Annotated in this window: 19 protein-coding genes; 8 read left to right on the top strand and 11 right to left on the bottom strand. The window is 60.9% G+C overall.

Annotation, left to right across the window (positions count from 1 at the left end; genetic code table 11):
- Window positions 1-110: 110 nt before the first annotated feature.
- Window positions 111-1,109, top strand: coding sequence for an ABC transporter permease (locus GHK62_RS11950; RefSeq protein WP_153439323.1), 999 nt, complete (start codon window positions 111-113; stop codon window positions 1,107-1,109).
- 25 nt (window positions 1,110-1,134) lie between these two features.
- On the opposite strand, the gene GHK62_RS11945 is transcribed toward GHK62_RS11950, so the two are convergent.
- Complete coding sequence (locus tag GHK62_RS11945) at window positions 1,135-2,379, bottom strand: S41 family peptidase (RefSeq protein ID WP_153439321.1); 1,245 nt, start codon at window positions 2,377-2,379, stop codon at window positions 1,135-1,137.
- Window positions 2,380-2,655: 276 nt separating this feature from the next.
- Between GHK62_RS11945 and GHK62_RS11940 the strand changes: the two genes are divergently transcribed.
- Window positions 2,656-3,129 (top strand): DUF1772 domain-containing protein, encoded by a 474-nt coding sequence (locus tag GHK62_RS11940; protein ID WP_153439339.1) that lies wholly within the window; start codon window positions 2,656-2,658, stop codon window positions 3,127-3,129.
- 5 nt (window positions 3,130-3,134) lie between these two features.
- On the opposite strand, the gene GHK62_RS11935 is transcribed toward GHK62_RS11940, so the two are convergent.
- The 4 genes from GHK62_RS11935 to GHK62_RS11920 form a co-directional block, all read right to left on the bottom strand.
- The gene (locus GHK62_RS11935) at window positions 3,135-3,695 is read right to left on the bottom strand and encodes a DUF1772 domain-containing protein (protein WP_234886863.1); all 561 of its coding nucleotides are present in this window, start codon (window positions 3,693-3,695) and stop codon (window positions 3,135-3,137) included.
- A 19-nt stretch (window positions 3,696-3,714) separates the two neighbouring features.
- Window positions 3,715-4,845: a site-2 protease family protein gene (locus GHK62_RS11930; protein ID WP_153439319.1), complete on the bottom strand. Its 1,131-nt coding sequence runs from the start codon at window positions 4,843-4,845 to the stop codon at window positions 3,715-3,717.
- A gap of 150 nt (window positions 4,846-4,995) precedes the next feature.
- The gene (locus GHK62_RS11925) at window positions 4,996-5,298 is read right to left on the bottom strand and encodes a hypothetical protein (protein WP_153439317.1); all 303 of its coding nucleotides are present in this window, start codon (window positions 5,296-5,298) and stop codon (window positions 4,996-4,998) included.
- Between the two features lie 162 nt (window positions 5,299-5,460).
- Window positions 5,461-6,498 (bottom strand): substrate-binding domain-containing protein, encoded by a 1,038-nt coding sequence (locus tag GHK62_RS11920; protein ID WP_153439315.1) that lies wholly within the window; start codon window positions 6,496-6,498, stop codon window positions 5,461-5,463.
- Between the two features lie 135 nt (window positions 6,499-6,633).
- On the opposite strand from GHK62_RS11920, the gene GHK62_RS11915 reads away from it, so the two are divergent.
- From GHK62_RS11915 to GHK62_RS11890, 6 genes are all read left to right on the top strand, one after another.
- Window positions 6,634-7,662, top strand: coding sequence for a Gfo/Idh/MocA family protein (locus GHK62_RS11915; RefSeq protein ID WP_184108777.1), 1,029 nt, complete (start codon window positions 6,634-6,636; stop codon window positions 7,660-7,662).
- Window positions 7,663-7,670: 8 nt separating this feature from the next.
- Window positions 7,671-8,573: a sugar phosphate isomerase/epimerase family protein gene (locus tag GHK62_RS11910; protein ID WP_153439311.1), complete on the top strand. Its 903-nt coding sequence runs from the start codon at window positions 7,671-7,673 to the stop codon at window positions 8,571-8,573.
- A gap of 61 nt (window positions 8,574-8,634) precedes the next feature.
- The gene (locus tag GHK62_RS11905) at window positions 8,635-9,864 is read left to right on the top strand and encodes an ABC transporter substrate-binding protein (protein ID WP_153439309.1); all 1,230 of its coding nucleotides are present in this window, start codon (window positions 8,635-8,637) and stop codon (window positions 9,862-9,864) included.
- A 222-nt stretch (window positions 9,865-10,086) separates the two neighbouring features.
- Entirely contained in the window at window positions 10,087-10,989 is a 903-nt protein-coding gene (locus tag GHK62_RS11900; RefSeq protein ID WP_153439307.1) for a carbohydrate ABC transporter permease, read from the top strand.
- Entirely contained in the window at window positions 10,986-11,813 is an 828-nt protein-coding gene (locus GHK62_RS11895) for a carbohydrate ABC transporter permease (RefSeq protein ID WP_153439305.1), read from the top strand. Before GHK62_RS11900 ends, GHK62_RS11895 begins: the two co-directional genes overlap by 4 nt.
- The gene (locus tag GHK62_RS11890; protein WP_153439303.1) at window positions 11,810-12,946 is read left to right on the top strand and encodes an ABC transporter ATP-binding protein; all 1,137 of its coding nucleotides are present in this window, start codon (window positions 11,810-11,812) and stop codon (window positions 12,944-12,946) included. Before GHK62_RS11895 ends, GHK62_RS11890 begins: the two co-directional genes overlap by 4 nt.
- Window positions 12,947-13,027: 81 nt before the next feature.
- Here GHK62_RS11890 and GHK62_RS11885 read toward each other — a convergent pair whose 3' ends face one another.
- From GHK62_RS11885 to GHK62_RS11860, 6 genes are all read right to left on the bottom strand, one after another.
- Window positions 13,028-13,783 carry a FadR/GntR family transcriptional regulator gene (locus GHK62_RS11885; RefSeq protein WP_153439301.1) on the bottom strand — a complete coding sequence of 252 codons (756 nt, stop codon included), beginning with the start codon at window positions 13,781-13,783 and terminating at the stop codon, window positions 13,028-13,030.
- 20 nt (window positions 13,784-13,803) lie between these two features.
- Window positions 13,804-14,772, bottom strand: a complete 969-nt coding sequence (gene yjfF, locus GHK62_RS11880; RefSeq protein ID WP_153439300.1) for a galactofuranose ABC transporter, permease protein YjfF — start codon at window positions 14,770-14,772, stop codon at window positions 13,804-13,806.
- The gene (locus GHK62_RS11875; protein ID WP_184108775.1) at window positions 14,769-15,794 is read right to left on the bottom strand and encodes an ABC transporter permease; all 1,026 of its coding nucleotides are present in this window, start codon (window positions 15,792-15,794) and stop codon (window positions 14,769-14,771) included. Before GHK62_RS11875 ends, yjfF begins: the two co-directional genes overlap by 4 nt.
- Window positions 15,791-17,308, bottom strand: coding sequence for a galactofuranose ABC transporter, ATP-binding protein YtfR (ytfR, locus tag GHK62_RS11870; protein WP_153439298.1), 1,518 nt, complete (start codon window positions 17,306-17,308; stop codon window positions 15,791-15,793). The genes GHK62_RS11875 and ytfR overlap by 4 nt, the downstream gene beginning before the upstream one ends.
- A gap of 142 nt (window positions 17,309-17,450) precedes the next feature.
- Window positions 17,451-18,413, bottom strand: a complete 963-nt coding sequence (gene ytfQ / locus GHK62_RS11865) for a galactofuranose ABC transporter, galactofuranose-binding protein YtfQ (protein ID WP_153439296.1) — start codon at window positions 18,411-18,413, stop codon at window positions 17,451-17,453.
- Window positions 18,414-18,542: 129 nt separating this feature from the next.
- Window positions 18,543-19,589, bottom strand: a complete 1,047-nt coding sequence (locus GHK62_RS11860) for a glutathione synthase (RefSeq protein WP_153439294.1) — start codon at window positions 19,587-19,589, stop codon at window positions 18,543-18,545.
- Between the last annotated feature and the right edge of the window lie 6 nt (window positions 19,590-19,595).

Raw genomic sequence — 19,595 nt, 5'->3', positions numbered from 1 at the left:
AGACGCGCAAAGGACGCTGTAGCACTTTGAATTGCTGCATGTTTTTATCTTTAAATCGGCCACGATTTAAGGAAACATGCAGTGGCCGCGGAGAGAGACGAAGGTCGACGATGGCAACAACGCTGGAACGGACCATAGAACACAGACAACAAACCTGGCCGGCGGCGTTGCTCGCGAGCCAGACTTTCTGGGTGCTGATCGCGGTGATCTTCGCCTGCATATTCTTGTCCTTCGCTACAGACTCGTTCGCCACGGCGAAGAACCTCTACAATATCACCCGCAACGTGACTTTCGTCGCGATCATCGCTCTCGGCATGACCCTCGTCATCATTACCGGCGGCATCGATCTGTCCGTCGGATCCGTGCTTTGCCTGTGCAGCATGATACTCGCGGTCGTCATGCACGCCGGCTATGGCATCGAGGTCGGCATCGCCGCCTCGATCGGCACCGCGCTTCTGATCGGTGCCTTCAACGGGGTCATGATCGCCTATCTGGGCTTTCCGCCTTTTGTGATCACGCTCGGCATGCTGTCGATCGCACGCAGCCTGGCGATGGTGGCGTCCAACAACACCGTCGTTTTTCAGTTCGGACCGGACCATGACAAGTTGCTGGCCCTCGGCGGCGGCGCATGGTTCCTCGGCATCGCCAACCCGGTGCTCTACATGGTCGCGCTGGCGCTCCTCACCGGTTTCGTGCTGCGCTGGACCAAGTTCGGCCGCTACGTCTTTGCCATCGGCGGCAACGAACAGGCGGCCACCCTCACGGGCGTCCCGGTCAGAAGGATCAAGGTCGCCGTTTATATGATCTCCGCGCTCGCGGCCGGGATCGCCGGCATCATTCAGACCGGCTGGCTCGGTGCCGTCACCACCAATATCGGCGCTGGAATGGAGCTTCAGGTGATTGCCGCGGCGGTGATCGGCGGTGCCAATCTCGCCGGCGGTGTCGGCACGGCCTCCGGAGCATTGATCGGAGCGGCGCTCATCGAGGTAATCCGCAACAGTCTCGGCCTGCTCGGCATCAATGCCTTCTGGCAGGGCACCTTCATCGGCGGCGCCACGGTGCTCGCCGTCCTGTTCGACCGGATCCGCAATTTCCGGCAGAGCGAATAGGCACCAGCCTCATCGGAACTGCCGCTCAGCCCTTCGCCAGAACGCGCCGCATCTCCTCGATCGCGGCGTCGAACTGCGGATCTTTTCCCGCCGCGTAGGGCAGGCTGAATGGCACCGGAATGTCGGGCTCAACGCCTCGCCCTTCGAGCCGCAGCCCCTCGTCGATGACGGCATCCGAGACTGCCAGTTCCAGCAGGCTGTCGTCAGGCAGCAGATAAGCGCGGCCGGCGAGCAGAGCACCGGCCGTTCGCGTGCCGACGAGCGGAATTCCGTTCACCTTCAAGGCATAGGCGAAGAGTTCCAACCCGCTTCTGGCGCCTTCGTCGATGATCGCCACCACCGGCCGGCGCCAGCGCACATTGGCGAGCGTCTCCTTGCCATTCCGATTGATCAGCCGGAAAGTCGGCGTGTCGCCAACGAAAAGCTCGGCCGCATCGGCCGGCCCGCCGCCCCACCGGCCGCGCAGATCGACGATCACGCCCTCAGCATCCTTGAGGCGCCCGGTTGCAAGCTCGCGTGCGACAATGTCCAGTCCGTCTGCGGTCGAGAGCGTCCACAGCCGAAGATAACCGATCCGCCGCCCATCATGCTCCGTCACTTTGACGCTGTTCTCGATCGCCCTCTCGAATGTCCGCAGCGGCCTCAGCCGCTCGACGGCAACCTTGACGGCGATGGGCTCGGCACCCGCCTGACGCCGCAACCGCACCTCGACGTTTCGCCCGGCCTTGTCCCGAAAGGACTCGACTTCCCGGTAGGGGGCGCCATCCACCGAGAGAATCTCGTCGCCAACGAGAATTCCCGCGCGGTCGGCGGGTGACCCGTCATAGACATCGGTGACGAACCGCGGGCCAGTGCTTTGTGTGACCATGCCGATGCCGGCATAGTTCACTTCGCCGTCAGGCGGAAACAATCGCCGCATGTCGTTGCGTATGGCAAAGCGGAATATATCAACGAGTTCGAAGTAGTCGATCGTATCGCGTTTGAAGCGGGCGGTATGGGACGCACCGAGACTGGCGAGGATCGTGTCGATTGCCCTGTCGACCTCGGCCTGCGAACTCTTGGCGGTTAGCGGCACATCTTCAATCTCGTGACGCACCGTCGCGGCAAACCGATCGAGCGCCGCTGTGTCATGAAAGTTGTCGACCACGAGCTGCACGGCTCGGTCGAAGACCGGATGTCCCGATCGCGGCGGCTCAAGGGCGAAGGCGTGCCCGGTTGTGAGAAATAGCAAAAAGATGAAGGGGAGGGAGCCGACCGTCCTTGCGCGCATAGGCCGATTTCCGTTTCTGTTTCGGCTGCTGCATGTTTCCCTAGAACGTCGCCGATTTAGGGATAAAAACCTGCAGTAATTCAACGTGCTACAGCGTCCTTTGCGCGCCCAATGGAGACGCGCGGCGCTGTAGTATCGGCGAAACCGCGGCTGGATTGCGACGTTGGCAAACAACATTCCGTGATGTCGCGGCGCTTCCGGTGGTTTGTGAGCGCAGCCGGGAACAACGCCCAGGCGGGCAATGTTCGGTGATTTGTCATGGCTGAAAGACGAACAATGCCCTTATACCTGACTGCACTTGCCACGCTCTTGCTGACGGCGCTCAGTCTCGGCCCGTCATTTGCCCATGTGCTGGAGGCGCCGCCGCGGCTTATCGTGTGGTCGCCTGAACTCTGGCGAGAGGCGACAGTCTTCAACGGTCAATTCGAACTCTTTGCCCGGATCGGTGGCCCGCTGGACGTCGCGGCAATGTTGGCGGCGGCGTTGCTCACTTATCTGCTCGCGGGTGAGCGCCCTGCCGTCTGGTTTGCCTTGGCGGGCACCTGTCTGTTGGTACTGGGCCTCGGAGCGTGGTTTACACTCGTTGCACCGGTGAACGCCGTGTTGGATAGCTGGACGCCTGGTCCCATCCCGAGCGATTTCGCGTCGATTCGGTTGCAATGGGAAACGGGACATATGGTGGTCGCGGCGGCAAAATTCCTGGCCTTCGCGTCGATAGGCATAGCAGTGCTGGGGCCGCGGCTGCCGTAAATGGCTCAGAGCGCGACAGCCATCACAAGGAGGATGAAGCTGATCAAGCCAAACACCGCCCGTGCGACATGGGAAAATTCCCACTGATCACGCAGATTGGTCCAATCCGGATCATCGGATTGAGCAGGATCGCGCGAAGCGGCGAGCGAAAAGAATCCGGCACTCACGCCTCTCAATTCGACATCCTTCAGCCAGAAATTGTTCACCGGATGCGTCAGGGCCCAGTAGGTCGCCTGCATGGCCAATAGTCCGATGAAGGCTGAGGCTATCAGCCAGAAAGCCAGCGTGCCGGGAGGCGTCAAGAACAGGAGAATGGCGCTGAACAACAGGCCGAGAGGTTCGGCCGCACCTCCGATGGTAAAAAAGCCGGGATAGTAGATTGGTTGAATGGCGAAATACTGTTCCCTGGCCAATCTGAGCTTGCCCGGCAATTCGAGCGCATGCGCCAGCGCCAGCGCCATGGCGACAGCCACGATGGTGATCGTCAGAACCTGCAAGGCAAGGAACATTGTCGAACCCGTTTCCGCTTCAGGGGTCGAACGCTTCATCCCATGTTCGGTTCCCATGCATTCGCCGCTGAAAGATTCAAAAATGGGTGTATTCACCCTTGTCCCGGCGCAGGTGGCCGAAACGGAAGCTGCCGGATGCGGCCGCGCGGACCATCATCATTTCGCCGATCGTCTCATGGGTCATGAGACCGACGAGATGGTCCGAACCGTCGACCACCGCAACAGCGGGAGAACTTGTCTGCTGCATCAGCTTCAGGCTCTCTTCGAGACGTTTGCGATAGTGGATCCGCGGTATGTCGTTGCGCATCGCGGTGACGACCGGCGTCTCGGCTCCTCTTTCCTTCAGAGTGCGGATCATGTCGTCGCGTGTCAGCAGGCCCTCGAAACGCCCGGTGGCGTCGACGACGGGGAACTCGCGTTGCGTCGTTGCAAGCAGCATCTCGATCGCCTCATCGATGCTCGCCGAGCGGTCGAGCCTTGCGAATTCGGTGATCATGACATCGGCGATGAGTACACTGCCCGACACAGCGCGGATATGCGCGTTCTGTGCTTCGGCCGTCGCAGCCAGATAGACGAAGATGGCGATGAAGATCAGCAGCGGATTATAGAACAGGCCGATGAAACCAAAAACAAAAGCGAGACCCTGGCCGATTGCCGCGGCGATTTCGGTTGCCCGTGCCCAGGTGAGGCGCGAGGCAAGCGCTGCGCGCAGCACGCGGCCCCCATCCATCGGAAAGGCCGGGATCATGTTGAAAAGCACGAGAAACACATTGACCCCGGCAAGCCTTGCGAGAAAGCTCCTTCCGGGATCTTCGACTCCGGCCATCTGCTCCATGCCGACCGTTCCGCCGAGCGCAAGAAAGATGAGTCCCGCGATCACGACGTTGACGAGGGGACCGGCAATGGCGATCACAAACTCCTCGCGCGGTTCCTCGGGCATGCGTTCGAGGCGGGCCACGCCGCCGATCGGCAGCAGCGTGATATCCGGCGTCCTGATTCCGAAATAGCGCGCGGCGGCGATGTGCCCGAATTCATGCAGCACGACGCAGACAAAGACGGCGATGATGAAAACGATGCCTTCCCATGCGGCAGGCGCGCCGCCGATGCGGTAATGCATCAGCCATATCCAGACAAGCAGGAGCGCGAAGGTGACATGCAGCCGTATCGCCGTGCCGCCAATCGTTCCAATCCTGAGAGACCAACCCATGTGCGTCCGCTCCCGCGTCCAGTTGCCGGCAGGCAGGCGTCCTCTTCGATGACTTCGGCCGACGTGCCGACAACGCTATGATAGTCGATCACCTCGGCTTCGATATGGCGAAGATTTCCAATTGCGACGGTCGAGTTGCTTCAAAAAAGTTCAATAGGCCCGCGGCGGCACGAACAGACAAATTGTCTTGCTGTGTTCCTCACCCGCGGCGGAGCACCAATGGTAAAAGCCGTCCGGCGAGATCCGCACCCTCCCGTCGGTGTAGGGCAACACTTCGCCGGTGGCCCTGATGATATAGCCTTGCGGACGTTCGCTTATTGCCGTCTGGGTGACCTGCCGGCAATCCAAGTTTGAGCAGCAGGAATTCGGGTATTTCCATCCGCTAGGGGCGTCATGGGCAAAGGCGGTCGTTGACAAGCCGAGAAGGGCAGGGACGAGGAAAATTCCGCGCATCGCGATCTCCTTTCAGGACGGCTCCGACGGGGAATGGGAAGCCGACAATTGACCTAATTCCCCAAACGCCGGAATCGCTGAAATGATCCGTTGCGTCGGTCGGCACATGTTCAATTCGGGGGGCGGCTACAACGACGCCAGCCGCGGGGAGGATGCGGTCACTCAGCGCTGCGGGATGAGGAATGCATCGCTCTCGCCCTCGACAAGTTCCATGGGCCAGACCATGTTTGCCGGCGCGTCCGGGTAATGATCTTTGAACGCCGGCATGGCGGAAAGCAGGGTTTCCGCCAGCGCGATGCCTAGGTCGCGCAGCGACAGGCGGAAGCACGTGAGTGGTGGCGAGAGGAAATGCGCGTGCGGGCTGTAGCGGCCGATCACGGCGATGTCGCGCCCTGGCTTCATGCCAGCCTCGGAAAGCGCCTGGTAGAATCCGATCGCGATCGTCTCGTTGATCAGCACGATCGCCGTCGGCGGTTCGTCGAGTGCGAGTAGGTCACGAGCGATCTGGTAGCCGCCCGCCTCGTTCGGCGTCGAGCGGAAGATCAGATCCTCCTCCAGGGGTAGTCCGTGCTCCGCCAGCGCCCGGCGGCAGCGGTCGACGAAGATGTAGCCGAGATTCACGTCGTCGTGCGGCCGCGTGACGGCAATGCGCCGATGCCCGCGCGCAACCAGCCGGTCGATCGATGCCTGCGCCATGCCCTCGAAATCGAGATCGAGCCAGGGTTGGCCGGCATCCGTCAGGCTTCGGCCGAGCGTGACGAAGGGGATGTTGCGTTCGGCCAGGAATTCGATACGGGGATCGTCCCGCTGGGTTGCCGAGAGGATCAGCCCGTCGGCGAAGCCGCGGGCCACGACGCGGCGCAGATAATCGTTCGGATCCTCCTGCGACGAGCAGAGCAGGGCGACGAGATCGAGTTTGTGTCTGGCAAAGACCGCCTGAACGCCATCGAAAACGCTCATGAAGAATATGTCGCCCTGGCCGGTGATCTCCGTGCCGGTCTGCATCATGAAGCCAATGATATTGGTCGTGCCCTGCCGGAGGCTGCGGCCCGATTGGTTCGGGACGTAACCCAGGTCCGCGGCAGCCTGCAGCACGCGCTTACGGGTCTCTTCATTGACGTCAGGCTTGCCGTTGAGCGCCCGCGAGACGGTTCCTATGGAAATATCGAGATGTTGCGCAAGGCGCCGAATTCCCTTCATCCCGACCGTTATCCTCCGCCGTTCGTCCACTCGTGTCCGAATCCCTATTGACATGTTTCGGAAACTCCGCATAGTTCCGTAAACGTTTACGGTCGCCAAAACAAGGCGATTTCGGAGGCTTGCGGGAGGAGAAACGTGATTTTGCGCGCAGTTCTGTGCGGGTGCGGAGCTATGGCCAAAGGTTGGCTCAAGGCGATCGCCGCAAACCGCGAACTTCAATCATCGATCCGCATTGTCGGGTTCGTCGACGTGAATATCGATGCGGCCCGGGCGCTTGCCAGGGAGTTCGATATCGCGGACGTGATCATCGACTCCGATCTCGATGCCGTGCTGAGCGAAACCAAACCGGACCTGCTTTTCGACATCGTCGTGCCCACTGCCCGTCATGAGGTGGTTGCTGCAGGCTTCAGGCACGGCTGCCACGTGCTGAGCGAGAAACCGATGGCGACCTCGCTTGCCGCCGGCCGGGAACTCATCCGCCTTGCGGGCGAGGCAGGAAAGATCCACGCCGTCGTTCAGAATCGCCGCTTTATCTCCGGCGTGCGCCGTATCCGCCGCTTCGTGGAAAGCGGCGCGATCGGCAAACTGACCGGTCTCCATTGCGACTTCTTCATCGGCGCGCATTTCGGCGGGTTCCGGGAAGAGATGGACAACGTGCTGCTCTTGGACATGGCAATCCACACTTTCGATGCGGCGCGCTTTATCGCCGACAAGACGCCGCTCGCGGTCTATTGCCACGAAAGCAATCCGCGCGGCTCCTGGTACGCGCACGGTGCAGCCGCGAACGCCATCTTCGAGCTGTCGGACGACGTCACCTTCACCTATCGCGGCTCGTGGTGCGCCGAGGGCGCCAATACGAGTTGGGAGAGCCAGTGGCGGATCATCGGCACCGAGGGCACGTTGCTGTGGGATGGAGCCGAGAGCTTCCAAGCCAACAGGGTCGCCGGCAGCGAAGGTTTTTTCCGCGAACTGCTCCCGATCGAGGTCCCGGAACCGGCCGATCGGGCAGAGACGCATGGCCACGCCAGCGTGATCGCAGATTTCGTTGCGGCCATCCGCTCCGGCAAGAAGCCGGAAACGGCGAGCGACGACAACATCAACAGCCTTGCCATGGTGTTTGCGGCGATCGAAAGCGCTCGCACCCGGCAGCGCGTGACAATTTGAGGTATCTGATGAGCAATCCAGCCAAATCCATCCGCATCGGCACGATGGTCAGCGCCACCAAAGGCGACGCGGCCAGACGCATCGGCCAGATCGCCGACATGGGCTTCGAAAGCTTCGAGCCGTTCTTCTGGCAGACGACCAACGGGCAGGACCTCGCCGAGCTTGGCAAGCGCTGCAGGGAAGCGATCGGCGATCGCGACATCACGATCTCGACACTCGGTATGTTCGGCAATCCGTTGGAGGAGACCGACATCGACCTGCAGACGCTGCAAGGCTGGAAGGATTGCATCGACAATGCGCATCACTTCGGCGCGACCTGCGTCGCGGGGTTCACCGGCCGCATCCGCAATCGTCCGCTTACCGACAGCCTGCCGCGCTACCGGAAGATCTGGCGGGAGCTCGCCGCTCGCGCTGCCGACAAGGGCGTGAAGATCGCCTTCGAGAATTGCGCCATGGACGGCAACTGGGCGACCGGCGACTGGAACATCGCCCACAACCCAGATGCCTGGGAACTCATCTTCAACGAGACCCCGGACGAGCATATCGGTCTCGAATGGGAGCCCTGCCACCAGATGGTCTACCTGATCGATCCTCTGCCGCAGATCCGCAAATGGGCGTCGAAGATTTTTCACGTGCACGGCAAGGACGCGACGATCCGCTGGGACGTCATCCGCGAGCACGGCATCTTCGGCAAGGAAAAATTCGTCTTCATGCGTACGCCGGGTTTCGGCGACAGCAACTGGACCGACATCATCTCGGAACTGAGGCTCGCCGGTTGGTCCGGCTCGATCGACATCGAAGGCTGGCACGATCCGGTCTATCGCGATGCGCTTGAAATGACCGGCCAGGTCCACGCGCTCAATTACCTGAAGACCTGCCGGGGCGGCGATTTCGTCGTCCATCCGGTCTGAGACATGCCCGACGACCGGCATGGAGGATGCCGGTCGGGGAGAACCATGAGAGGAGGAGACTATGGGTATTCGCAGATTTGCAATCCTGGGCACCGTCGCCCTCGGCACCTCGTTGGCGGCATTCGCCGCCAATGCAGACGATGTGACGATCAGTGTTTGGTCGCTGGATCGGGACATTCAGCCGGCGCCGAACTTGATCAAAGATTTCAACAAGCTGAACACCGGAATTAAAGTCGAATATCGCCAGATCCAGTTCGACGACGTCGTCAGCGAGGCCATGCGCGCCTATTCGACGGGACAGGCACCGGACATCATAGCGGTCGACAATCCGGAACACGCGCTCTTTTCGTCGCGCGGCGCGTTCCTCGATCTCACAGACATGATTGCAAAATCGTCGGTCGTTAAGGCCGAGAATTACTTTCCGGGACCGCTCGCGTCGGTGACCTGGGAAGGGAAATATTACGGGATTCCCAAGGCGACCAACACGATCGCGCTCTACTACAACAAGGACATGTTCAAGGCGAAAGGCCTTGACCCGAACAAACCGCCGCAGACCTGGGACGAACTGGTGGAGGCCGCGCGCAAGCTGACGGACCCGGCCGCGAATGTCTACGGTCTCGCATTCTCCGCCAAGGCGAACGAGGAGGGGACATTCCAGTTCCTTCCCTGGGCGCAGATGGCCGGCGGCGGCTATGACAACATCAATACGGAAGGCGCGGTCAAGGCGCTCGACACCTGGAAGACGATTATCGACGAGAAACTCGCCTCTCCGGATAGTCTGACACGCGGCCAATGGGATTCGACCGGAACGTTCAATTCCGGCAATGCGGCGATGGCGATTTCCGGCCCGTGGGAACTCGACCGGATGATCCAGGAGGCGAAATTCGACTGGGGCGTAGCGCTGCTGCCGGTGCCCGACATCGGCGCCGAACGCTCCTCGGCGATGGGTGACTTCAACTGGGCGATTTTTTCCAGCACCGACCATCCCGAAGAAGCCTTCAAGGTGCTCGAATACTTCGTTTCGCAGGACGACAGGATGTTCAAGGATTTCGGCCAACTGCCGGCCCGCTCAGATGTCGCTATCCCGCCGACCGGCCAGCCGCTGAAAGATGCGGCGCTCAAGGTTTTCCTCGAACAGTTGAAATATGCCAAGCCGCGTGGCCCGCACCCGGAATGGCCGAAAATTTCCAAGGCCATCCAGGACGCGATTCAGGCGGCGCTGACGGGTCAGATGAGCTCCAAGGAAGCGCTTGACCAGGCAGCCGAAAAGATCAAGGCGGTTCTGGGCTGAGAAGAGCCGCCGCTTCGGTAGCGGCGGCAATCACCGGCGGATCATGAGGTCCGCACGAGTTTCCTCCCGAGAGAGGCGATCTCCGGCTTCGGCCGGGATCGCCACTGCATAGTCCCTTAAATCGGCTCAGATTTAAGGGACTATGCAGGAAATTTCAAAGCGTTACAGCGGCCTTTGCGTGTCTGAGCAGACGCGCGGCACTGTAAGGGGCAGGGGTAGCCAATGAAGAGAATCCTAGCCAGCGTGACGGACGGAAAAGGCTTCGACATCGGCCTCGTGCTGTTACCGCTCGCCTTCCTTTTCGCGATGTCCGGCCTGCCGCTCGTCTACAACGTCGTGATGAGCTTTCAGGAGGTCGACATGTTCAGCCTCGGCAGCATCGTCCGGCCTTTCGTCGGCTTCAAGAACTATGTCGACCTGTTCGCGCAGCCCGAAACCCGGCCCATTCTCCTCAACACCGCGCTCTTCGTCAGCGCCTCGATCGCCGGTCAGTTCCTCATCGGCTTCGGCCTCGCTCTGTTCTTCTGGATGAATTTTCCGGGAGCGTCGTGGCTGCGTGGGCTCTTTCTGGTTTCCTGGGTCATGCCCGGCCTGGTCGTCGGCGCCATCTGGAACTGGATTCTCTCTGGCGATTTCGGCGTGCTCAACTTCTTCCTGCGGGAGACGGGTGTCATCGAAGGCAACATCTTCTGGCGCTCCGATCCGAACTATTCCCTCTGGGCCGTCATCATCGCCAATATCTGGCTAGGCACGTCCTTCAACATGATCCTGCTTTCGGTCGGGTTATCGGGCATACCGAAGGACCTCTATGAAGCAGCCGAGCTCGACGGAGCCAACGCGCTCCAGCGGTTCTTCACGATCACCCTACCGATGATGCGTTCGACGATCGGGGCGATCGTCGCGCTCGGCCTGATCTTCACCCTGCGGCAGTTCGACCTCTTCGCCGGCATCACCTCGGGCGGACCGAACAACTCGTCCAACGTGACGCAATATTGGGCCTGGGACCTTTCGTTCCGGCAATACGACTTCGCCAAGGGTGCGACGATCTCGGTGATCATGATCGTCTTCGTGATGCTCGCTTCCGTCGTCTATGTGCGCTCCACCCGCCATGAGGTCCGAGGATGAGTGATCAATTGCGCAATCGGGTAATGCTCGCCGTCGCATTGTTGCTCGCGGCCATCTACCTCTTCCCGCTTTACTGGATGTATATCACGGCGCTGAAGACCGGCTCGGCGATGTTCGCGACCCCACCCAAATTTCTGCCCAGCGAGCCGCAATGGAGCATCTACTCCTATGTCTGGGAAAGCCGCAACATGGGCCGCTACCTCTGGAACTCGCTGGTCATCGCAGTAGGGGCCGTGTCGATCATCTCGGTGCTCGGCGTCGGTTGCGCCTATGTGCTGGCGCGCTACCGCAATGTCTGGGTGGATATCGGGCTGTTCCTCATCCTGATGCTGCAAGTGTTGCCGGCCTCGCTGATGGTGACGCCGATCTTCGTCGGTTTCTCGCAGATCGGCCTGCTCGAAACGCCGCGGCTTGCCGTCATCCTGGCGATAGCGGCCAAGAGCATGCCGTTCTTCGTAGTCCTCGTCCGGGCGACCTTCATGAGCGTGCCGATGGAGCTTGAGGAGGCGGCTCTCGTCGATGGCAATTCGCGTTTCGGCGCCTTCTTCAACATCGTGTTGCCGCTTGCCAGGAACGGCATCCTCGTCAGCGCCGTCCTGATCTTCATGCAGGCCTTCGGTGAGTTCGTCTATTCGAAGTCGATGATCCAGGCCGTCGAACTGCAGCCTGCGAGCGTCGGGCTCAATTCCTTCATGGGACCGAACACCAATGAATGGAACAACATCATGGCTTATGCCACGATCTATGTGACCCCCATCCTTGCCGCCTTCATCCTCTTGCAGCGCCGCATCGTTTCCGGCCTCACCTCGGGAGCCCTCAAATGACCCTTCAGATCGAGCTCAACGGCGTCAACAAGTATTACGGTGCCTTCCACGCGCTGAAGGACATCAATCTCGCGATAGAGGAGGGGACGTTCGTCGCCCTCGTCGGTCCGTCCGGCTGCGGCAAGTCCACACTGCTGCGCTCGCTCGCCGGGCTTGAGAAGATCTCGACCGGCGAGATGAAGATCGCCGGTCAACTGATGAACGATGTACCGCCGCGCAAGCGCGACGTTGCGATGGTCTTCCAGTCCTATGCGCTCTATCCGCATATGACCGTCGAGGAGAACCTGACCTACAGCCTGCGCATTCGCGGCGTGAAGAAGGCGGAAGCCCGCAAGGCGGCGGAAGAGGTGGCGTTGACCACGGGCCTGTCGCATCTGATGAAGCGTTATCCCCGCGAGCTCTCGGGCGGCCAGCGCCAGCGCGTCGCGATGAGCCGCGCCATCATCCGCCATCCCAAGGCTTTCTTGTTCGACGAACCGCTTTCGAATCTCGACGCGGCGCTTCGCGTGCATATGCGCAAGGAAATCCGCGCCTTGCACGACCGGCTCAAGGCAACCTCGGTTTATGTAACGCACGACCAGATTGAGGCGATGACCATGGCAGACCATGTCGTCGTCATGCGCGACGGCATCATCGAGCAGCAGGGTCGACCGCTCGATCTCTATGATCGCCCCGCTAACAAATTCGTGGCCGGCTTCATAGGCTCGCCCGCAATGAACTTCATACAGGCGATCGTCGGGGAAGATGGTGCGCACATCGTTCTCGACTTCGGCAAGACGCAGGCGAAACTCGCGATTGGAAGCCGCCTTTCACCGGGCACGCCCCTTACTGCGGGGATCCGCCCGGAGCACATCAAGATCGTTGCTGAAGGACAGGGTGCTTTCGACGTCCCGGTCGGCATCGTCGAGTCGACCGGCTCGGCCACTTTCATCGCGTCGGCGACCACGCCAGAGTTGACGATCGTCGAGACCGGCCGCGGTGGCGCGAAAAGCGGCGACATCATCGGCCTTGGGATAGACTTGGCGCAGCTGCATCTCTTCGACATCGCAACGGGCCGGCGGATCGAACTGCAAAGTGGCCGCGTCGGAATCGAGCCGCCGCGGCACCTCCACGTTGCGGGTCATGCGAGCTAGGCAATCGCCAATTCAGGCGGTTGCCTCATCTGAGAAAATCGCCATAACGCTTTGTTTTTGTGCATCCAGGCGTCCGGCGTTTCACGATCCACTCTGAAGAGGGATCGTGCCTACCCTTAGGTCAAGCATAAGTCGTTCCTGGCCCACCCGGATCACGTTCTCCATAGCACTTCGGGCACCGTCCTCATCGCGGCGTTGGATCTCCTCGACGATGCGGATGTGCGCCATCGCGACACGGTCGATGTCCGCCTCCTCGGGGCTTGGACTCGTAAGTTTGAAAACGCCGATCAACGCTGCTTCGATAAGGCTCCCCACCGTCCGCATGAAGGGATTGAGGGAGGCTTCGAGCAAATGGAGATGGAATTCGAGGTCGGCGTGCGCCAGCGTCTGGGCGCTGTGCCCGGCGTCGCCCATGGCAACGGCAAGCCGCATCATCTGGCTGATGTCCGCTTCGGACGCCCGCCGTGCCGCCAGCCCCGCGGCATAGGGTTCGAGGGCCAGTCTCACCTCGCTCAGGTGATGCAGGAAATCCCGGTCGACGCCTGCATTGAAATGCCAGGAGAGGACATCGCCGTCGAACAGGTTCCAATTCGTCCGCGGCATGACGCGCGTCCCGATGCGCGCACGCGGAAAAACGAGCCCCTTGGCAGCCAGCGTCTTCATCGCTTCGCGCAGGACCGTGCGCGAGACTCTGAAGCGCGCCGCAAGCTCCGCGTCGCCAGGCAGTATGTCGCCAACGGCAAATTCGCCGCCGACCACTGCCTGGCCCAACTCATCGACGACGAGCTGGTGACTTGTGCGCTTCCCCGGTCGTTTGGCGAAGGTTTCCGGCGGCATTCACACGGTCCTCCGCTCGCTCAGGCGCGTTGTCGGGCATCGCGCGACAGGTGGATGATCCCCTTCTGCAGAAGGATAAAGGCAAAGAGAAGCGCGCCGATCAGGATCTTTGTCCACCAGCTGGAGAGCGATCCGTCGAAGGTTATGTAGGTCTGGATGAGGCCCTGGATGAAGATGCCGACAAGCGTTCCGGCAACAAAGCCCGATCCACCGGTCAAGAGCGTGCCTCCGATGACGACGGCGGTGATCGCATCAAGCTCGACGCCGACCGCGGCAAGCGAATAGCCAGCCGACGTGTAAAGCGAGAAAACGATGCCGGAGAGGCCCGCGAGCAGCCCCGAGAGGGCATAGATCTTGACCGTTGTGCTTGCGACCGGGACGCCCATGAGCTTCGCCGTCGCCGTGCCGCCGCCGAGCGCATAGACGTTCGTGCCGAACCGGGTCCTGTGAGCGATGAGGATGCCGACGGCGAAGACGAGCAGCATCAGCCCGCCGATGAGGGTGATGCGCCCGCCGCCTGGCAGTTTGTAATAGAGCCCTTTCAATATTGCGTAGAACGGATGCTTGATCGGAATAGAATCGATCGACAGCACGAAGGCCATGCCGCGAGCGAGGAACATTCCGGCCAGCGTCACGATGAAGGCCGGCATTTCGAGATAATGGATGATCATTCCCATCAGCGCGCCGAAAAGCGTGGTTATCGCGAGGACCAGCGCGAAGGCCATGAGCGGGTGCATGCTCGTATGTTCCAGCACGACCGCCAGAAAGACCCCGGTGAAGGCGATGACCGATCCGACCGAGAGGTCGATGCCTCCCGAAAGAATGACGAATGTCATGCCGACGGCCGCGATGCCGAGGAAGGCATTGTCGGTTAACAGATTGCCGATGACGCGGGTGGAGAGAATGTTCGGATACTGGGCGGCGCAAAGCGCGTAGCTTAAGACGAAGATTAAGATCGTTGCCGTAAGCGGCAGATATTTCTGCTTCATTTCGCCTCCTGCTCGGTCGTTTTGGCCGCTCGCCGTGGGACAGCGAGGAAGGCAAAGGCGGTGCGGAAGCGCGGCGACTGAAGCACCAGGATGAAGACGATGATTGCCGCCTTGATGATGAGGTTGAACTCTGGCGGGAAACCGGAAAGCAGGATGCCGGTATTGATCGCCTGGATGATAATCGCCCCGAGCACTGACGCGGCGATGCTGAAGCGGCCGCCGAGAAGGGACGTGCCGCCGACGACGACGGCCAGAATGGCGTCGAGCTCCAGCCAGAGGCCTGCATTGTTGGCGTCGGCCCCCCTGATATCGGCAGCGGCGATGATCCCGGCGATCGCGGCGCTGAGGCCGGAAAGCATATAGGCGGCAATCAGAAGCACCGGCGTGAGAACCCCCGACAGCGTGCTCGCCTGGCGATTGACGCCGATCGCCTCGATCAGCATGCCGAGCGCGCTTTGCCTGACGAGCAGTGCGACGAGGACTCCGAAGACCAGCCAGACCACGACCGGCATCGGTAGGCCGGCAAAGGAACCGCTGCCGATGAAGATGAGGCCGGGATCATTGAAGGTGAGAATCGCGCCTTCGGTCACCAACTGGGCGATGCCTCGCCCGGCGACCATCAGCACAAGCGTCGCAATGATCGGCTGAATGTCGAGCACGGCGACGAGAATGCCATTCCACATGCCGCAGAGGACGCCGACCGCAATCGTTATGAGGAGGGTCTCGAAGAGCGAATGGCCGGCCGTGATAAAGGACGCGGCTACGGCACCGCAAATCGCCATGACCGCGCCGACGGAAAGGTCGATGCCCTTGGTTGCAATGACGACGGTCATGCCGATCGCCAGCAGCACGACAGGAGCGCCACGGTTGAGGATGTCGATCAGACTGCCGTAGAGGCGGTCGTTTTGAATTTCCAGGTTGAGAAAACCGGGAAATGTCATTGAAATCGCGATGAGAATAGCCGAAAGCGCAATCAGTTGCGGCAGCAATCGGGCGAGATAGGTCCGGAGGATCGGTATCACGATGCCCTCCGCTCGTTGGCCGCGGCAATCGCCTCGACGATCTGATGCGCGGTAATGCGCTCTCCGTCGAGTTCGGCGACGTGGGCGCGGTCGCGAAGAACAATGATCCGAGTGCTGTAGGCGACCAGCTCTTCGAGTTCCGATGAAATGACGATCAGTGACATGCCCTTCTCACGCAGCGATTCGATCAGCCTGACGATCTCGGCATGTGCGCCAACATCGATGCCGCGCGTCGGTTCGTCGAGGATCAGGAATTCGGGTTCGGTGGCCAGCCAGCGGGCGAGGATGGCTTTCTGCTGGTTGCCGCCGGAAAGCAGCTTGATCGGCTTTTCCCTGTCGGCCGTTCGGATATCCAGTGCCCGGATATAGAGGTCGGCCAGCCGGTTCTGCTCCGCGCGCGAGATCGGCCGCGTCCAGCCCCGTCTCGCCTGCAGAGCAAGAACGATGTTTTCGCGCACCGAGAGATCGCCGACGATGCCGTCGGTCTTGCGGTCCTCCGGGCAAAAGCCGAATTTTCGGCGAATGGCGGCACGAGGCGACGACAACTCGACGCGGCGGCCGTCGATTTCCGCTGTGCCGCTGTCGGCTCGATGGGCACCGAAAAGTACCTCTGCCGTTTCGGTACGGCCCGAACCGAGCAGACCGGCTATGCCGACGACCTCACCCGCCCTGACGTCGAGATCGAAAGGATCGATGCGTCCTCGCCGGCCGTAGTTCCTGAACCGGTAGCGCGGCTCGCCTTCCGCTGCGTGAGCCTCGGCTGCGTGAATCTCCGCCGCGAGTTCGCGGCCGATCATCATTGCGATCAGATCGCGGCGGTCGAGGTCGGCGGTGTTGCGCGTTCCGACAAGCCGCCCATTCCTGAGCACCGTGATGCGGTCCGAAATTTCGTAGACCTGCTCGAGGAAGTGGGTGATGAATATGATGCCGAGGCCGCGTGCCTTGAGGCGCCGGACGATGCGAAAGAGCATCGCGACCTCATGCGCATCGAGACTCGCCGTCGGCTCGTCGAGGATCAGCACCTTGCCCGAAAGGTCGACGGCGCGGGCGATGGCGACGACCTGCTGGATGGCGACCGAATAGCTCGCGAGCGCGCGGGTGACGTCGAGCTCGAGCTCGTATTCGGACAGAAGCTCGCGTGCCATGCGGTTCATCGCCCGGATGTCGACCATGCCGAAGCGGCGCGGCTGCCGTCCAAGAAACAGGTTCTCGGCGACGCTGAGGTTCGGCAACAGGTTCACCTCCTGATAGACTGTTCCTATCCCCAGCCGCTGGGCATCGAAGGTGTCGCGCGGGTCGACTTCGACCCCGTCGAGCAGGATGCTGCCGCCATCCCGGCGGTAGGCGCCGGTCAGGCATTTGATGAGCGTCGATTTGCCGGCGCCGTTTTCGCCGAGAAGCGCGTGAACTTCGCCTCGCTGGAGATGGAAGTCGACCTTGTCCAAGGCCTTGGTTCCGGGAAAGCCCTTGTCGATCCGGACCGCCGTAAGAATGTTGTCGCTGCTGGCTTGCATGGATACCGTCTCAGGAAAGTCGAGACCGGATGGAGACAACAGTGCCGCATCGCGGCGACGCCTGCTCGTTTCCGGTAGGACTCTCTTTGCAGAAGGGCAGAAGCGACCCGCACCGGATCTGCCGGGCGGGTCGCAAACGAGATCAGTAGCCGAGGCCCTTCTTCTCCTCGTAGACCTTCATCGGATCATCGGCTTGTGTATAAAGCTTCGATTCCGTCTGGATCCATTTTGCCGGCGCCTTGCCATCCTTGAGGTAGGCGGCAAGGGCGTCGAAGGCGGGACCGGCCATGTTCGGGGTCAGTTCGACCGTCGCGTTGGCTTCGCCCGCGGCCATGGCCTGGAAGATATCCGGAACGGCATCGATTGAGACGACGAGAATGTCCTTGCCCGGCTTCAGGCCGGCTTCCTTGATGGCCTGGATCGCGCCGACGGCCATGTCGTCGTTATGGGCGTAGAGCGCGCAGATGTTCTTGCCGCCGCCTTCCGCCTTCAGGAAGCTTTCCATGACTTCCTTACCCTTGGTGCGGGTGAAGTCGCCGGTCTGGCTGCGGATGATCTTCAGGTTGTCGTGGCCAGAGAGGGCCTGTTCGAAGCCCTTCTTGCGGTCGATCGCCGGCGACGAACCAGTCGTGCCCTGAAGCTCGACGACGTTGCAGGGCTTGCCGGCAACGGTATCGGCAAGCCACTTGCCGGCGACGTTGCCTTCGTGGACGAGATCGGAGGTCACAGCGGTCAAATAAAGATCGTCGGATGCGTCAACCGTGCGGTCGAGCAGGATGACAGGAATTTCCGCATCCTTCGCCTCTTGCAGGACTTCGTCCCAGCCGGTCGCGACCACGGGAGCGACAAGGATAGCGTTCACGCCTTGCGCGATGAAGGAACGAATGGCCTTGATCTGGTTTTCCTGCTTCTGCTGCGCATCGGCGAATTTGAGATCGATTCCGCGCTGCTCGGCCTGCTGCTTCGTCAGCGTCGTTTCAGCGGCGCGCCAGCCGGACTCCGATCCGATCTGGGAAAAGCCGACGACGAGTTCCGCGGCCGATGCGCTGCCAAAAGTGCAGGCAGCAAGAATCGTTGCACTCGCGAGTGCCTTCGCAAATTTCATGATTTCCTCCCAATGAAAGCTGCTCTCCATGCAGCTGCAGAGAAAAAATCATATAATATTACTTTTGTAAACTCACGTTTGAAATCATCCCGCATATTCGCGCCAGAAATCGGGCGGCCACTTGACGAGTCAAAGCGTCGCCAGCGTGCGGTTCGATAATGTCCCCGAATAGAGTTGTCGGATGCTCAGCTTGTTTTCCAGCGCGATGATGATGTCCTCGCTGAAGTCCACGCCGTAAAGCGCGGCGATCTCCGGGAGGGCTCCGGGACTGTAGACATTGATCTCCAGTATCTTGTCGCCGACGATGTCGAGGCCGACCAGGAACATTCCGTCTTCCACGAGTTTTGGTCGGAGCTTTTCCGCCAGGGCGAGGATTTCCGGCGTGACCGTTGCCGCTTCGGGCGTACCGCTGGCGTGCATATTCGAGCGCACATCACCCTTGGCCGGCACCCGGCGGAGCGCGGCATGAACGCCATCGCGCTCCAATGGCCGTCCGTTCATGAGAAAAAGGCGGACGTCACCGGCAGTCGCTTCGGGCAGGTAGGTCTGGGCGATCAGGTACCCTTCGCCGCTGGCAACCTCGAATATCTGATTGAGGTTGGCTTCTTCCCTGGAACTGATCTTGAAAACGTTCTTGCCGCCTGATCCCTGCAGTGGCTTCAGGATCACGCCATCAGGATGCGCATCGATGAAGTCCCGGATCTCCTCGATGCTCCGGGAGATCATTGAGACGGGGCGAACAACTTCCGGAAAACCTTGCAAATAGAGCTTGTTCTGGGCACTCGCCAAGCCAGCCGGATCGTTGACGACGATCACGCCGCGATCGGCTGCCAGATGTCCGAAATTCACGCCGGCATAGGCCGCCCAAGAACGCTTTTCGGCATCTTCCGAAGGATCGTTGCGCAGAAAAAGCACGTCGATGTCATTGGCGTCGATTGTCTTGATCTTTGCCCGCTCGTCCTTGAGCGCATTGAGCAACGTCTCCGGCTTTTTCGGTTTCGGGCCATGCAGGGTCGTGGCGCGGACTATCAGGCTGTCGTCGGAACGCAGCACGAAATCCCCCGGCATGACGTAGCAAACATCGTGGCCACGGGCGAGCGCAGCGAGCGCAAGCCAGGTCGTGGCGTAATAGGTGGCCTCGCCTTCGATGGAATTGACGAAAAAGGCGATGCGCATGTCCGG

Origin of the sequence: Sinorhizobium terangae, from assembly GCF_009601505.1 — a bacterium.
Classification (GTDB): Bacteria; Pseudomonadota; Alphaproteobacteria; order Rhizobiales; family Rhizobiaceae; genus Sinorhizobium; species Sinorhizobium terangae.
The sequence above is the reverse complement of the archived record's forward strand: the minus strand, read 5'-3'. Positions and strand labels throughout refer to the sequence as shown.

Bases quoted from the DNA above. Each gene is read 5' to 3' on its own strand.
- GHK62_RS11950 (WP_153439323.1), top strand. From the start codon at position 111: ATGGCAACAACGCTGGAACGGACCATAGAACACAGACAACAAACCTGG.
- GHK62_RS11945 (WP_153439321.1), bottom strand. From the start codon at position 2,379: ATGCGCGCAAGGACGGTCGGCTCCCTCCCCTTCATCTTTTTGCTATTT.
- GHK62_RS11940 (WP_153439339.1), top strand. From the start codon at position 2,656: ATGCCCTTATACCTGACTGCACTTGCCACGCTCTTGCTGACGGCGCTC.
- GHK62_RS11935 (WP_234886863.1), bottom strand. From the start codon at position 3,695: ATGGGAACCGAACATGGGATGAAGCGTTCGACCCCTGAAGCGGAAACG.
- GHK62_RS11930 (WP_153439319.1), bottom strand. From the start codon at position 4,845: ATGGGTTGGTCTCTCAGGATTGGAACGATTGGCGGCACGGCGATACGG.
- GHK62_RS11925 (WP_153439317.1), bottom strand. From the start codon at position 5,298: ATGCGCGGAATTTTCCTCGTCCCTGCCCTTCTCGGCTTGTCAACGACC.
- GHK62_RS11920 (WP_153439315.1), bottom strand. From the start codon at position 6,498: ATGAAGGGAATTCGGCGCCTTGCGCAACATCTCGATATTTCCATAGGA.
- GHK62_RS11910 (WP_153439311.1), top strand. From the start codon at position 7,671: ATGAGCAATCCAGCCAAATCCATCCGCATCGGCACGATGGTCAGCGCC.
- GHK62_RS11905 (WP_153439309.1), top strand. From the start codon at position 8,635: ATGGGTATTCGCAGATTTGCAATCCTGGGCACCGTCGCCCTCGGCACC.
- GHK62_RS11900 (WP_153439307.1), top strand. From the start codon at position 10,087: ATGAAGAGAATCCTAGCCAGCGTGACGGACGGAAAAGGCTTCGACATC.
- GHK62_RS11895 (WP_153439305.1), top strand. From the start codon at position 10,986: ATGAGTGATCAATTGCGCAATCGGGTAATGCTCGCCGTCGCATTGTTG.
- GHK62_RS11890 (WP_153439303.1), top strand. From the start codon at position 11,810: ATGACCCTTCAGATCGAGCTCAACGGCGTCAACAAGTATTACGGTGCC.
- GHK62_RS11885 (WP_153439301.1), bottom strand. From the start codon at position 13,783: ATGCCGCCGGAAACCTTCGCCAAACGACCGGGGAAGCGCACAAGTCAC.
- yjfF (WP_153439300.1), bottom strand. From the start codon at position 14,772: ATGAAGCAGAAATATCTGCCGCTTACGGCAACGATCTTAATCTTCGTC.
- ytfR (WP_153439298.1), bottom strand. From the start codon at position 17,308: ATGCAAGCCAGCAGCGACAACATTCTTACGGCGGTCCGGATCGACAAG.
- ytfQ (WP_153439296.1), bottom strand. From the start codon at position 18,413: ATGAAATTTGCGAAGGCACTCGCGAGTGCAACGATTCTTGCTGCCTGC.
- GHK62_RS11860 (WP_153439294.1), bottom strand. From the start codon at position 19,589: ATGCGCATCGCCTTTTTCGTCAATTCCATCGAAGGCGAGGCCACCTAT.